At 61.6% G+C, this 14495-nt stretch carries 13 protein-coding genes; 6 read left to right on the top strand and 7 right to left on the bottom strand.

Features of this window, described 5'->3' with window-relative positions:
* Nucleotides 1–239: 239 nt before the first annotated feature.
* The gene (locus ACR3FF_RS00995; protein ID WP_458185231.1) at nucleotides 240–2156 is read right to left on the bottom strand and encodes a beta-CASP ribonuclease aCPSF1; all 1917 of its coding nucleotides are present in this window, start codon (nucleotides 2154–2156) and stop codon (nucleotides 240–242) included.
* Nucleotides 2157–2450: 294 nt separating this feature from the next.
* Between ACR3FF_RS00995 and ACR3FF_RS00990 the strand changes: the two genes are divergently transcribed.
* Nucleotides 2451–2927, top strand: a complete 477-nt coding sequence (locus tag ACR3FF_RS00990; protein WP_458185229.1) for a DUF7984 family protein — start codon at nucleotides 2451–2453, stop codon at nucleotides 2925–2927.
* Nucleotides 2928–2946: 19 nt separating this feature from the next.
* On the opposite strand, the gene ACR3FF_RS00985 is transcribed toward ACR3FF_RS00990, so the two are convergent.
* Nucleotides 2947–3345 (bottom strand): DUF7994 family protein, encoded by a 399-nt coding sequence (locus tag ACR3FF_RS00985; protein ID WP_458185227.1) that lies wholly within the window; start codon nucleotides 3343–3345, stop codon nucleotides 2947–2949.
* Between the two features lie 246 nt (nucleotides 3346–3591).
* On the opposite strand from ACR3FF_RS00985, the gene ACR3FF_RS00980 reads away from it, so the two are divergent.
* From ACR3FF_RS00980 to ACR3FF_RS00970, 3 genes are all read left to right on the top strand, one after another.
* Nucleotides 3592–3945 (top strand): NUDIX hydrolase, encoded by a 354-nt coding sequence (locus ACR3FF_RS00980; protein WP_458185226.1) that lies wholly within the window; start codon nucleotides 3592–3594, stop codon nucleotides 3943–3945.
* A 409-nt stretch (nucleotides 3946–4354) separates the two neighbouring features.
* Entirely contained in the window at nucleotides 4355–5809 is a 1455-nt protein-coding gene (proS, locus tag ACR3FF_RS00975; protein WP_458185224.1) for a proline--tRNA ligase, read from the top strand.
* An 85-nt stretch (nucleotides 5810–5894) separates the two neighbouring features.
* A complete protein-coding gene (locus tag ACR3FF_RS00970; protein ID WP_458185222.1) occupies nucleotides 5895–7544 on the top strand; it encodes an AMP-binding protein in 1650 nt (549 codons plus the stop codon).
* A gap of 71 nt (nucleotides 7545–7615) precedes the next feature.
* Here the strand turns inward: ACR3FF_RS00970 and ACR3FF_RS00965 are convergent, their stop codons facing one another.
* The 5 genes from ACR3FF_RS00965 to ACR3FF_RS00945 form a co-directional block, all read right to left on the bottom strand.
* Complete coding sequence (locus ACR3FF_RS00965) at nucleotides 7616–8344, bottom strand: ABC transporter ATP-binding protein (protein ID WP_458185220.1); 729 nt, start codon at nucleotides 8342–8344, stop codon at nucleotides 7616–7618.
* The gene (locus tag ACR3FF_RS00960) at nucleotides 8341–9102 is read right to left on the bottom strand and encodes an ABC transporter ATP-binding protein (RefSeq protein ID WP_458185218.1); all 762 of its coding nucleotides are present in this window, start codon (nucleotides 9100–9102) and stop codon (nucleotides 8341–8343) included. The genes ACR3FF_RS00965 and ACR3FF_RS00960 overlap by 4 nt, the downstream gene beginning before the upstream one ends.
* 1 nt (nucleotide 9103) lies before the next feature.
* Nucleotides 9104–10276 (bottom strand): branched-chain amino acid ABC transporter permease, encoded by a 1173-nt coding sequence (locus ACR3FF_RS00955; protein WP_458185216.1) that lies wholly within the window; start codon nucleotides 10274–10276, stop codon nucleotides 9104–9106.
* Nucleotides 10273–11211, bottom strand: coding sequence for a branched-chain amino acid ABC transporter permease (locus ACR3FF_RS00950; RefSeq protein WP_458185214.1), 939 nt, complete (start codon nucleotides 11209–11211; stop codon nucleotides 10273–10275). The genes ACR3FF_RS00955 and ACR3FF_RS00950 overlap by 4 nt, the downstream gene beginning before the upstream one ends.
* 61 nt (nucleotides 11212–11272) lie before the next feature.
* Nucleotides 11273–12553, bottom strand: a complete 1281-nt coding sequence (locus ACR3FF_RS00945; RefSeq protein WP_458185353.1) for an ABC transporter substrate-binding protein — start codon at nucleotides 12551–12553, stop codon at nucleotides 11273–11275.
* A 293-nt stretch (nucleotides 12554–12846) separates the two neighbouring features.
* Between ACR3FF_RS00945 and ACR3FF_RS00940 the strand changes: the two genes are divergently transcribed.
* The gene (locus tag ACR3FF_RS00940; RefSeq protein ID WP_458185212.1) at nucleotides 12847–13548 is read left to right on the top strand and encodes a helix-turn-helix domain-containing protein; all 702 of its coding nucleotides are present in this window, start codon (nucleotides 12847–12849) and stop codon (nucleotides 13546–13548) included.
* A 338-nt stretch (nucleotides 13549–13886) separates the two neighbouring features.
* The gene (locus tag ACR3FF_RS00935; RefSeq protein ID WP_458185210.1) at nucleotides 13887–14387 is read left to right on the top strand and encodes an Lrp/AsnC family transcriptional regulator; all 501 of its coding nucleotides are present in this window, start codon (nucleotides 13887–13889) and stop codon (nucleotides 14385–14387) included.
* Nucleotides 14388–14495: the final 108 nt, after the last annotated feature.

Genomic DNA, 14495 nt, shown 5'->3' with positions numbered 1-14495 from the left:
TTTGACCGGCACGTCTCTATACTCTCCTCGGAGTCGCTCCATCCGGGTTTCGACCTCCCTGCGATTGATTTCGGTGGGCATGGATTCCATTCGAATCGCAGCGGAAACATAAATAAACCGGAACGAAATCGCTCGATTCTTCGCTCTCTCGTAAAAGACGAATCGACCCAGGGAAGACAGCCTTCCACTGGTGGACGTGAAAAGGGCGAGCGAGGTGCGTCAGCACCGAGCGAGAGCGTTCACTTGAAGCGGAACGTCTCCAGGTTCTTCGGCGCGAAGGTGCGGATGTTGAACTCGTGGTAGAGCGACGAGGAGAGGTCCTGTGTCGAACTCTCGTCACCGTGGACACAGAGCACCTTCTCGGGGCGTGGATTCATCGTCTTGACGAAGTTCATCAGGCCAGCGCGGTCCGCGTGGCCGGAGAACCCGTCGACCGTCTCGACGTCCATCTCGAGGCTGAGCGTCTTGTTGCGCCCGCCACGTCCGTTGAGCGGAATCTCGTCCCAGCCGGTCTGGATGCGTCGCCCGAGCGTTCCCTGTGCCTGATAGCCGACGAAGACCATCGTGTTGTCCGGGTCGCCCCCGAGATGCTCGAGCCACGACATGATGGGGCCGCCGGTGACCATCCCGGAGGTCGAGAGGACGATTGCCGGGTCGCCGTCGGCGACGTCCTGTCGTTCGTCCTCGCCGCCGTCGATGTGGTTGAACTGCGGGGCGAGGAACGGATTCTCGTCTTCGTGGAAGATGCGGTCGCGGAGGTCGTCGCGGAGGTACTCGGGATAGGTGGTGTGAATGGCCGTCGCCTCCCATATCATCCCGTCCAGATGCACCGGCATGGTCGGAATGTCGCCGTTGCGCATCGCCTCCTCGATGACGAGCATCATCTCCTGTGACCGCCCCACCGCGAACGCAGGGATGACGACCTTGCCACCCTTCTCGTAGGTCTCTTTGATTATCTTCTTCAAGTTCTTCTCGGAGTCTGCCTGGTCGGTCTGGTAGTCGTTCCGCCCGCCGTAGGTGGATTCGAGGACGAGCGTTTCGACGCGCGGGAAGTCGTTTACCGCTCCGTTGAACAGGCGAGTGTCGGTGTAGTGAATGTCGCCCGAGAACGCGACGTTGTACAGGCCGTCTCCGATATGGAAGTGGGAGACTGCGGAGCCGAGGATGTGACCCGCGTTGTGGAACGTGAGTTTCACGTCCGGTGCGATGTCGGTCACGTCACCGTATTCGAGCGGGATGGTGTGCTTGATAGCCTCTCGAACCATCTCGCTCTCGTACGGTGGAACGCGACCCTCTTTGGCGGCCACGTCGAGGTAGTCGAGCTGGAGGAGCCCCATCAGGTCACGGGTCGGTTCTGTGGTGTAAATCGGGCCGTCGTAGCCGTACTTGAACAACAGCGGGATGAGCGCACTATGGTCCAGGTGAGCGTGGGTGAGCACCACCGCGTCGATGGTGCTCGCACCCGCGCCGAGAGCTTCTTCGACCTGGAGGTACGGCACGTCGTCGGAACCGGGTTTGTCACCGCAGTCGACGAGGATACGCGTCTCGGGCGTCGAGAGGATGAAACTCGCTCGGCCGACTTCGCGGCAACAGCCGAGTGTCGTGATACGAACCCACTCTTCGTTGCTCATCTCCTCGCGGTGAATCTGCCTGCCGACCTTCTCTAGGATGTCTCGTCGGTCTTCGCGTTCCTGTTTCAGGAAGTTCCTGACGTTCGACACCGTCGAAGATTCGATGGGGGGCGTGCGGACGACCTCCGGCGTCCAGCCGACTTCCTGTGTTATCTGGCGGAGCGTGCTCCCGTGCTTGCCGATGACCATTCCGGGTTTTCCGGCTTCGATGACGACTTCCCCAGTGTCAGCGTGGAAGTCGAGGTCAGTCACGCCCGCTTCGTTGGGGATGACGTCGAGAATATCTTCGCGGGCACTCTCGGGGCGCGAGAGTACGTCCGGGTCTGGCCGAACCGTGATACGCTTTCGAAGCTGGCTCGCCAGTTTTCGAATCAGGTCCCCGTTCTGTGCGAACTTCTTGGGGTGGCGCGTGTAGACGACCAGTTCGGGTCCTTCGTACTTTACGTCCGACACCGAAATGTTACTCGGCAGTTCGCTCGTGATCGTTGCTTTGAGGTCTTCGAGTTGTTGCTCTACTTTACTCATGGTGAAAACAGTCCGCTCGTCTGTTAGGAGACGGTGTGCTGTCCGTCCGATATCCCGGCCGTCGTAGACGGTGGGTTCGACCACCGTGACCACTACGACTCGTACAGCACAACATAGATTGTCTCGATTTTCTGCGGGATTTTGGAATTTCGCACTGTCGTGCGTACTGAAATCCTGGTCTCCGAAAGCCAATGTTCAGGGGGACTCAGGAAAACCCGCTTATCACCCAGTAAACGGTCGGATTATAAAAGCCTTCTCAAAACTCCTAAATCTACTCTGCCCAACGTGTCTCCCATGCACCTCTCTCCGGCCACGGTCGCCGACCAACACGACTGGATTCGAGCGCGAACCGACGTAGTGGCGCTCATCAACCGCGTCCGAGCAGACCTCGGTGAAACGTTCGGAACGGACGTGGCGAGCGTCACCGAATCGACGTACCGAGACGAAGTGGACGCCGTCTTCGCCGACGGCGACCTCGCGGTGAACGTCGCCGGTCTGGTCGCCATCCTCCGCGACCTCGACGTGGACGACGACTACCCGGGGTTCGTCGTGGACGAACTCCTGGGGAGAGAACTCGCCGGGATGCTCGCGGGCAACCAACCTTTCCGTCTGCTGGGTGAGGCGACGTTCCACTACGCGGACGTACTCCATCACGTCGACGACGAGGTAGCGGGAGTAGACGACCTGGATGCCGCACTGGCCGCCGGATTCCAGACGCGATTGCCGGGGTGGACGTGGACGGACGGGGAGAGTCCGTTTTCGGTCGAGTGAGTCCGGTGTCGGGAACGAATCAGGCGTTGGTGTCGAGGTCGAAGTGTCGCCCACCACGGGCGATGTCGAATCCGATGAAGCCGAACACGGCCGTCCCGACGACGGTCACGACGACCCACAGGAGTTCGCCCTCTGTGGCGAGGTTCGTGAGCAGGTACGACGCCGCAAAGCAGAGGTAACCTGCCCCGGCCAGTCGATACCACTCGACGCTCCACGGGAGTTCGACGGTCGAGAGCACGAAGAGGAGACCGCTGAGGCTCCCGAGCACCAACTGCGCGAGTCGGTATCCGTCCGCCAGCACGTCGATTCCGACGATGGCGAGAAACCCCAGATTCAGAAGCAGGACGAGCACCCCGAGCCAGCGAAACCACCGTCGTTTCATACCCCCCGTGGGCGCGCTAATTATCGGCGTTCGCATACGATATCTTCGACGACTGGGCGTAAAACTGTATCTCAGTCCCTGGAGGATTCCATCCTCTCTCAATTTCCGGAACACAGACACGAGTGGGCCGACAGCGAATCGGCATGCAACCCGCGACGCTCTGTTATCCCATCCGAAACGAGCGCGTCCTGCTCAGCCGAAAGAAGCGCGGGCTCGGCGAGGGGAAGTTCGTCGGCCCCGGTGGGAAGATGAGGACGGTGAGACGCCCCGCGAGAACGTGGTTTGGAGGTCAAGGAGGAGATTCGGGTGTCTGTGGCCGACCTGACCAAAGTCGGCGAGTTCGAGTTCGTGTTCGGTCACGAACCGAAGATGTTCGTCCACGTCTTCCGCGCCGAGGAGTTCGCCGGCGAACCGCAGGAACCACCGGAGGCCGACCCCCGGTGGTTCGACTTCAAGAGCGTCCCCTACGACGAGATATGGGAGGACGACTGCCTCTGGATGCCGCATCTGTTCTCCGGTGAGACCTTTTCGGGCTGGTTCCGGTTCGACGCGGAGGGTGCGGAGTTGTTGGAACACGAACTGGAGACGGACGTCGGCTTTCGAGACGGCGGGGACACGTTGTTGGATTGGTCGTGAACGAGCCGATAGACTGGTTCTCGGACGTTTCCAAGCTCTCTTCGAGATGATTCCACTACGAGGTGCTCGTGTCTTCGAAAGCCCCAGGCCCCTTTCAGTCCACCCAGACACCGCAACCGAGCGGAGTGAGGTGAGGCGCGCAGCATGGGGCGCGCAAGTCACGCGAATGGACGTGAGTGTGACCACGGAAGTCGCACGCCCGCACAACGGAGTGAGCAGGAACGTCTTCCGGTGGCCTAGCCCACGAGGGCTTTCTGGGATGTCCACATTATCAGTTCACACCATCATCCTGAAATAGCCTTCTCTGCATCCGGCCAACTGACGTCCGACACCAGACAAACGACCGCTCTCACGAACCGCCTGACATCGAACACAGCGGGTTTATTATTCTCGTGACTGACCTCCGAGTATGAGCAACGAGCAGGAACTCGGAATCACCAAGAGCAAACAACACCAGCCCGGTGACTGGTACGCCGAAGTGGTACTGAAGGCAGGACTCGCGGACTACGCCCCCATGGGCGGATTCATCATCACCCGCCCTCGGGGCTACGCGCTCTGGGAGGGTGTGCAAGACCACCTCGACTCGTGGTTCAAGCAGACGGGGTCGCAGAACGCTTACTTCCCCGCGCTCATCCCCGAGAGCTACCTCGAACGCGAGAGCGACATCGTCGAAGGGTTCGACCCCGAGGTGGCGTGGGTGACCCACGGCGGGCACGACGAACTCGAAGAGCGACTCGCGTTCCGCCCCACCAGCGAGAGCATCATCACGCCGTTCATGAGCCAGTGGGTTCGGAGCCACCGCGACCTGCCACTGCGCCTCAACCAGTGGTGTAGCGTCATCCGATGGGAGGCGACCGACACGAAGCCGTTCTTCCGGACCAAGGAGTTCCTCTGGCAGGAGGGCCACACCGCCCACGAGACGAGAGAGGAGGCGTGGGACGAGACGATGACCCGCCTCGGACAGTACGAACGCCTCTACGAGGACGTGCTGGCGATTCCGGTCATGCGCGGACGCAAACCCGAACACGACAAGTTCCCCGGTGCGGACACCACGACGACCGTCGAAGCGCTCATGCCCGACGGCAAGTCGGTGCAGGGCGGGACGAGCCACTACCTCGGGCAGGGGTTCGCGGAGGCGTACGACCTCTATTTCACCGACGAGAACGAGGACGAGCGCGTGGCACACACCACCTCGTGGGGGCTGTCGTGGCGCGCACTCGGCGCGCTCATCATGACCCACAGCGACGAGCAGGGCTTCGTCTGCCCGCCCGCTATCGCCCCCGAACAGGTGGTCATCATCCCCATCTGGCAGGAGGAGAACCGCGAGGAGGTGCTCTCGTACGCCGAGGGCATCGCCGACGACCTCGAAGCCGAGGGCGTCCACGTCGAACTGGACGACCGCGACGAGCGCAACCCCGGTTTCAAATTCAACGAGTGGGAGCTGAAAGGCGTCCCCGTCCGCTTCGAGATCGGCCCGAACGAAGTCGAAGACGACGAGGTGACGGTCGTCCACCGACCCGACGGCGAGTCGGTCGTGGAAGACCGTGCAGGTATCGCGGACGCGGCTCGCGACCACTTCGACGTGGTGTACGACAAGATGTACGAGGCCGCCGAGGAGAACCTCGAAGCGAACGTCCGCGAGGCCGACTCGCGCGCCGACATCCTCGGCACCATCGGCCAGCACGGTGGCTACGTCAAGACGGCGTGGTGTGGCGACGAGGACTGTGAAGCCGAAATCAAAGACCAGATTTCCGCGGAGATCGTGATGGTTCCCCTCGACCGCGACGAAGAACCCATCCACGACGAGTGTGGGGTCTGTGGCGACGACGCAGAGGAGACGGCCTACTTCGCCAAGTCGTACTGAGAATTCGGTCGTTTCACCACGTTTTTCCGCCGACTGCAATATATTAACCTCGGATTAGATGGGGGCGAGTGCGAAAGAATATACCATGCCGCGGTATGTCACGCTCGACTACGATACGTACGAATCCGCCCGAGACGAGTTCTCGTGGAACCTCCCCGAGTCGTTCAACATCGCCCAGGACGTACTCCGGAAACACGACGACCCGAAGGGATCGGTCGCGCTCTTTCAGGCCTATCCCGACGGGCGACGGGAGACGTACACCTTCCACGACATCGACGTGCGCTCGAATCAGGTCGCCAACGCGCTCTCGGACCTCGGCGTGGGATTCGGCGACCGCGTCGCCATCGCCCTTCCGCAGAAACCCGCGAACCCGATAACGCATCTGGCGTGCTGGAAGCTCGGTGCCGTGTCGGTACCGCTGTCGGTGCTGTTCGGCCCGGACGCGCTCGGCTACCGTCTCGACGACAGCGGCGCGTCGGTCGCCGTCGTGGACTCGTCGTTGCGCGAGACGCTGGAGGAGGTCCGCGACGACTGTGCCGCCCTCGACCACGTCGTCGAAGTCGACGGGGACGCCGCAGGCGACGCACGGACGTTCGACGAACTCCTGGAGGGTCAGCCCCGGTCGTTCGAACTCGCCGACACCGACCCGGAGACGCCGGCCATCATCATCTACACGAGCGGGAGCACCGGACCGCCGAAAGGTGCGCTCCACACTCACAAGGTGTGGCTGGGCCACTGCCCGGCGTACACGATGTACTTCGAGCGAGACGTCGTCGGCAAGACGGTCGCGTGGACGCCCGCCGACTGGGCGTGGATCGGCGCGCTCGGTGACCTGCTGTTTCCGGCGTGGCACTACGGCCGCCCGGTCGTCGGCTATCCGATGGGGAAGTTCGACCCCGAAACGGCGTTCGAACTCATGGAGGAGTTCGGCATCACTGATACCTTCCTCCCGCCGACCGCCATCCGGATGATGATGGAAGTCGAGCATCCGACCGAGACGTACGACCTCTCGCTCGACGCCATCAGCTCCGGTGGCGAACCGCTGACCCCCGAGATTCTATCGTGGGCAGAGGAGGAACTGGCTGGCGTCACGGTGAACGAAATCTACGGGCAGACGGAGGCGAACCTGCTTGTCTCGAACTGTCACGACTGGTTCGAAGCGAAGCCGGGGAGCATGGGCAAACCCGTGCCGGGCCACGACGTCGCCATCGTCGACTCGGAGACCGGCGAGGAACTGCCACGCGGCGAGGTCGGCCAGATAGCGGTCAGAAATCCGACCGAGCCCGCGATATTCGACGGCTACTGGAACGACCCGGAGAAGACCGAGTCGGTTCGCGTCGGTGACTGGCACCTCACCGGCGACCTGGCGGTCCAGGACGAGGCGGGCTACGTCTGGTTCAAATCGCGCGACGATGACCTCATCATCACCAGCGGCTACCGCGTCGGTCCCGGCGAGGTCGAGAAGGCCATCCTCGAACACGAGTCGGTCGAACAGGTCGGCGTCATCGGGATTCCCGACGACACGCGCGGTGAGATAATCAAGGCGGTCGTCCAACCCGTGGCCGGTGTCGATGGCTCCGACGTGCTCCGCGAGGAGATTCGCACCCTCGTCCGCGACCGTCTCGCCAAGTACGAGTACCCACGCGAGATCGAGTTCGTCTCGGAACTCCCGCAGACGACGACCGGGAAGATTCAGCGCACGGAGCTGCGAGAACGGGAGTTGACAGGGAAGTAGCCGGGAGAGACAGTCGGGAGAAGAACAGTTGAAAGAGCAGATATCGGAGTAGAGAAGACGAAAACCGCAGCCTACTCGTTGCCGCTTCCTTGCATCAGTTTCTGAATCTCTTCGACCTCGGCGAGTTCGTCGGGGTCGCCGCTGTCGATAATCTCGCCGCGCTCGACGACGTAGATTCGGTCGACGATGTCGGGGACGTGGGTGACGTTCGATTCGGCGATAAGAACCGCGATGCCGCGGTCGTTGATGGCCCGGATGTGTTCTTTCAGGTTCGAGACGACGACGGGCGCGAGCCCCTCCAGCGGTTCGTCCAGCAACAACAGGTCGGGCTGGAGCGCCAGCGCACGTCCGATGGCGACCATCTTCGCCTGCCCGCCGCTCAGGTTTTCGACCTTGGCGTCGCGACGGTCAGACAGCTCTTCGAACACGTCGTACACGCCCTCGACGGCCGCGTCCTCGTCGCCGATGTCGCGTTCGTCACCCATCGACCAGATGGGCAGTCGGAAGTTCTCGTCCACGCTCATCCCGGTGAACAGCTTCCGGTCTTCGGGCTGATAGCCGATTCCGAGTCCGGGAATCCGGTCGGGCGAGCGCTGTGTCAACTCCTCGCCGCGGAACTGCACCGACCCGCTCCGTACCTCGGTCAGTCCCATGACGCCGCGGAAGGTGGTCGTCTTGCCCGCGCCGTTCCGCCCGACGAGACCGACCGCCTCGCCTTCGTCGACGCGGAGGTCGAGGTCGTGTGTCACCGGGTGGCCTTCGACGGCCGCGTTCACGCCGCGGAGGTCGAGCAGACTCATTCTTCGACCCCCAACAGCAGACGACGCAGTTCGTCGTCCGTCTCCAGTATCGAGGGGTCTCCCTCGCCGTGAACCTGCCCGCGGTGGAGGGCGATGACACGGTCTGCGTACTCGGTGACGATGTCCATGTCGTGTTCGATGGTCACCGTCGTCACGCCCTCCTGCTTGCTCACCTCGGCGATGGTGTCGATGACGTACTCCTTCTCGCGGGTCGAGACGCCCGCTGTCGGTTCGTCGAGCAGGAGGTACTTCGGTTCGAGCGCGAAAGACATGGCGACGTCGAGCAGCTTTCGGTTCCCGTGGGGGAGTTCGTCGGCGACCGACTCGGCGTCGTCGGTCAGTCCGAACTGCGCCAACAACTCGTCGACGGTCTCCTCGACCGCCTCGTGTTGGTCGTGCAGGCTGAACATGCTCGAGGTTAGCCGTTTCTCCGAGAGGACGGCGGTGCGGACGTTCTCCCGAACAGTCATCTCCTCGAACAGGCGAACGACCTGGAAGCTCCTGACGAGCCCCTCGTGAACGCGCTCGTCGGGCGACAGCGACGTGATGTCCGTGGTGGTCTCTCCCTCGACGAAGTACACCTCGCCCTCGTCGGGGTCGAGTCGCCCGGTGAGCAGGTTCACCAGCGTCGTCTTCCCCGCCCCGTTCGGACCGACGATGAACACCATCTCGCCCGGTTCGCGCCCGAACTCGACGCTGACACCGTTGGTCGCCAGTACCTTGCCGAACGATTTTCGCAGATTCTTCGCTTCTAACATACTATCTCACCCCGAGGATGGAACGGACGTTCTGGAACCAGCGCCGCGTCGCCGTCACGAGCGCGCCACCGCTTTGACCGACCCAACTCGCCACGACGCTGGGATCGTCGCGGAACCGCCGGAGAGCGATGCGGACGCGACCACCGCTCGTGAGCGACCCCACGATGCCACGCGGGAACGCGAAGACGATGACGAGCAAGACGAGACCGGTGAGCGCGTCGAAGTAGTTCGTGAGGTCACGCCCCACGTCCTGTAAGAACACGAGGACGATTCCCCCGACGAGCGGACCGAGCAACGTCTGGAATCCGCCGAGAATCGCCATGAACAGGATGTCGCCGGACCGCAGGAAGTACAACACCGGTCCCGGCCGGACGTGCTGTTGGACCATCGCGTAGATAGACCCCGCGAGTCCGCCGTAGATTCCCGAGATGACGAAGGCGAGCCAGACGTACCGACGAACGGGGATACCGATGAATCGTGCTCGGGTCCGGTCCTGACCGATGGCGTTCAGCGCGGTTCCGAACGGCGACTGTGCGAGGCGATACATGACGAGCAGCGAGACGACCACCAGGACGATGGTGACGTAGTAGAGCAACACCGCGTAGACGTCCGGTTCGAACTGGACCCCGAAGATGAGCGGTCGCTGAGCGTCACCGGGACGGACGGGCAGGCCGTCGCTTGACCCGAGGTATGACTGACCCTGCACCAGCGCGTACAGCAACTGGCCGAACGCGAGCGTGAGCAGGGAGAAGTACAGACCGGTGTGACGGAGCGAGAGGTAGCCGATGACGGCCGCCATCACCGTCGCCACGAGCACCGCCGCCACCAGCAACACCGTCATCGGTGCGACGTCGAACTTCGCCGCGAGGATGGCGGTCGTGTACGCTCCCGTTCCGAAGAACGCCGCGTGACCGAACGAGACGAGTCGCGTGTGCCGCAACAGGAGGTTCAGCCCGACCGCGGCGAGTCCGAACGCGATACCCTGATGGACGATGCTCAACTGCAGACTCGGCGTCAACTTCACGAGGTCCGGGACGGCGAACAACACCACCAGTCCGACCAGTGCGAGACCCGCCTGTCGCCTCGTCAGTTCGAGGCCACGCATCACCCGAACCCGCGTCTTCCCGTCTCGACTGACGAGACCGGGACGACGGCCCCCCGTGTCGGCGCTCATTGGACCTCACCCCACGTGCCGAACAGGCCTTCCGGCCTGACGAGCAGGATGACGGCCATGATGGCGAACGGAACCGCCAGTTCGGCGGGCGGGTACTGCCACGTCGCCCACCGACTCAGTACGCCGACGAGCAGTGCGGCGACGAACGCACCGCGAAGACTGCCGAGGCCGCCGATGACGATGACGACGAACGACAGGACGAGGGGGTTCGCACCCATCTCCAGACTCGCGTTCATCGGTGGGAGCGCCATCGCCCCGGCGAACCCGGCGAAGAACGCGCCGAGGGCGAAAACGAGCGTGAACGTCCGGTGCGTGTCCACGCCGATGGCGGTCGCCATCTCTCGGTCGATGGCGGTCGCGCGGATGATTCGTCCAGTCCGCGTGCGGTTGAAGAACCAGAACAGGCCCGCGACGACGACGCCACCAACCACGATGACGACGACGTTGTACGTCGGGTACGTGATTCCGACGAACTTCGCGACCGGGATGGTGTTGATGCCGCGATAGACGTTCCCGAGGCGGAGCGGTTCCGGTCCCCAGACGAACTTGTTGAAGTCCTTGATGAGCAACAACAGCGCGAAGGTGAGCACGAGCTGGTACACCTCGTCGCGGTCGTAGATGGGTCTGAGGAAGGTCGTTTCGATGAACACTCCGACGGGTACCAACACGAGGGCGGTGAGGAACGTACCGAAGAGTACCACCGCCAGAAACACCGCCTGTGAGGCGGGGTCCGTCGGCTGGCTGAGCATTCCGGTCAGGAAACCGATGACGCTGAAGCCGACGTACGCCCCGAGCGCGAACAGTTCGCCGTGTGCGAGGTTCAACACGTCCAGGATGCCGAGGATGACGGTCAGTCCGGACGCGATGAGAAACAGGATGAACCCGTACTGGAGGCCGTGGAGCGTGTGCGTAACGAAATTTTCGAATGCGATCATGGTGGATGCTGGGATGGAGGAACGGTACTGTGGCCGTCTCGAACCGATATCTCGTCTGTCATCACCAACTGTTGATCCACTTCGTGGCCTTCGTGCCCGGCGGTGGGGCAACTTCCTGCGCGCTGTACATGTTCACGTCTTCGAGTTTCGCGGCCCCGTACTCGCTCGAATAGCTCATCTTCCCGTAGTAGGTGTTCGACATCCCCTGATGGTCGTCGGAGATGACGTGATAGCCCGCTGGCGTGTAGAAGCCGTGGCCTTCGAGCGACCGAGCGATCTGCTTCTGGGAGGGCCAGCCACCGGTCAGGTCGACGGCCTTCTCGGTGGCCGTCGCCCACGCCGCGACCGCGCCGTATCCGCTCATGAAGTGGGCACTCGGGAGGATGTTCCACTTCGATTGGACGTCCTCGACCAGTTGCTTTCCCGGTTGCCAGCGGCCGAGGTCGGGTTCGCCCCAGTAGAAGTTGCGCGACCCGGAGATGGCTTCGGCCTTCTGTACGACGTTCTTCTTCAGGTCGTTGACCGCGCTGTAGAGGACCGACCCGACGAGTTGGGTATTGCCGAACATGTTGTTCGCGTTGCCCTGCGTCAGGAGCGTCGTCACGTCGCCACCCCAGCAACTCGTGAACGTCACGTCCGGTTTCTTGTTGTTTATCTCGGTGATGTGCGTGGACATGTCGTTCGCACCGAGGTCGGGATACCCCTCGTAGACGACCTTCACGTCGGTCAACTTCTGTATCGTCTGCTTGAAGATGCCCATCTCGTCCTTGCCGAACGCGTAGTTGGGGTTGATGCCGGCGACGGTGTTGACGTTCTTCTTCCCGAGGCGACGAACGGCCTCGCGGGCCGCGGCCGACGCCTCCATCACGTCGTAGTTCTGAAACCGGAACGAGTACGTCGGGTCTTTGACCGTCTCCTCGTACAGGGTCGTCACCGTCCCGTCGGTACCGACGTTCACGACCTCCTGGGATTCGACTTCGGGAGCCATCGCCGCGTGGCCCCCACTCGACGTGGGACCGAACGTCACGTCTTTGCCCTCCTCGACGAACTGCTTGTAGTTCTCGACCTGTTTGTCGCCCTCGTGGACGACGTCGAGGTTTATCTTCCGGCCAGCGACACCGCCCGACTGATTGATTCGTTCGACCGCCAACTGGGCACCGTACTGGGTCTGCAGACCCAGAACCGACGCTGCGCCCTCCGTGAACGTCTGGAGACCGGCTTTTATCGGCTTGTCCGGAACGTCGGCGTCACCACCGCCTCCACCGTTCTCGTCGTTGCCGATGAGCGTCGAACACCCAGCCAGCGCGGCCGCGAGTGCCGTGCCACCGACCGCTTTTAGCATCGTTCGTCGTTCGATTCCATCGTCTTCCGTGTTGTCTATCGATTGCATCCTCTCACCAATCCGTTCTGAAGCGATGGTCGGACGACGTCAAGTGTTGTCACATCGACACCTGCGGGCCGACCACTGCGAACTGTTACCACACAGAATATGCGGTGTGTCAACCGCTAATAGCCGGTGGTTAATCGATTAACGTGATGGATATTTCGCGGTCGGACGGCTGATATTGGGGAATCGACCGATGAAAAACGATATGGGGTGTGAAGCCATACCAGTGAGAGAGCGCCGAAAGTATCATGATTACAATCGCGTTGGACATGGAGCAGTACGATTGTCCGTTCATCGACACCAGTGACGACTACGACGTGTCGTTCGCGACGCTCCACTGGGATTTCGACCCTGGGGTCAACGAACTCGAGACGCGAATCGTCGTCGAAGGGGCGACGCAAGGAACGCTGGAGAACGGTCTCCACGCCCTGACGAACCACGAGAATCTACACGAGTACGAACTACTTTCGAAACGTGGAGACACGGCCCAGATTCGAACCATCATCGGCGAGACGAACGCGATGGAGATAATCCGCGACAACGACGGCTACATCACCGGCCCGTTCAGCATCGAAAACGGGAGCGAGCTGTGGAACGTGGGATTCGACTCGCCGCGCGTGACCGACGACGTGCTCGCGAAACTCGAAACGGAAAACGACTTCGACGTCGTCTCGCGCGACCGTCTCGAGATGAGCATGCTTCAGGAGTTCGCACAGAACGTCGAGGCGGGCATGTCGCTCGTCGAAGGCTGCTGTGAACTCTCCGACGTCGAACGAAAGACGCTCTCGGCGGCGGTGCGCGGGGGCTACTTCGATACGCCACGCGAGGCGACCCTCTCGACCATCGGCGAGCAGTTCGACGTCTCGGAACCGGCGGTGTCCAAGAACCTCCGCCGCGCCCAGCGAAAGATTCTCCTTCGCGTCGTCGACGCGGTAGACGAACTCGACTGACTGCTGCGAATACGTACCGATATCTCTCTGAGGGAACCTGACGGTAAATACAAATCGCTTATCTGCTCGCGTGGGTTTCACCGACCAGCGAGACCGTTTGCACCATCGAACGGTGCTCGTCCGACGAGGAGCCAGGGGGTCGAATCACCTTCGAACGAATTTTCACTCTTTCGGAAAGGAAAAATATAAGAGAATCAGTTCGTACCTTTCACACGTGTTTATGAGGCGTAATGGAACAATCGCCTCACCCGACAACTGTTGAAATCCATAGCAGTCCGATTCATCCAAATCTGGAATTCTTAGCAAAGTTTTAGAAACACGGCTTCGATTGGTTAGATATGGCAGACGTTAATCTCGACGAAAAGGACTTCAAAATCCTTCGATGGCTGGATCGAGAGGGTGATATCGACGTAGACGAGGTGGGCGAGGAACTCGGTATCAGTACCTCGACGGTGTACTACCGACTCGACAAGTATCGGAAACAGGGAATCCTCTCGGGAACCGTCTCGGAACTCGACGCTCGAAAACTCGGCCTCGAACTCACCGCAATCACCGAAATTCGGAGCGAGTACGGGCCAGATTACGAGGACATCGGTGAGGCACTCTGTGACATCTCGGGCGTTCAGACCGTCTACTTCATGCTCGGCGAGAAGTCGTTCATCGTCATCTCACACCTGCGCGACCACGACCACTTGCAGGATTTCATCGACAACATCATCCACACCGACGGGGTCGAACACTCGTCGACGCAGGTCGTGTTACGGACGTTCAAAGACGAGTCCCGCCTCCTCGTCAACTACAACGACGACGACCTCAGGAATCTCGTCGAGAACGAGTAACGAACTCGACGGCCGGCACTCGACTCTCTCTGTACGTACGACGAATTCGAGTGGGGAATAGGTGTGGAATGGGGCCGAATTACTCTTCGAATCTCTCGAATTACCAGA

This window comes from Haladaptatus ordinarius (assembly GCF_054177595.1).
Note: the sequence above shows the minus strand (reverse complement) of the source record. Positions and strands in the feature narration are given on the sequence as shown.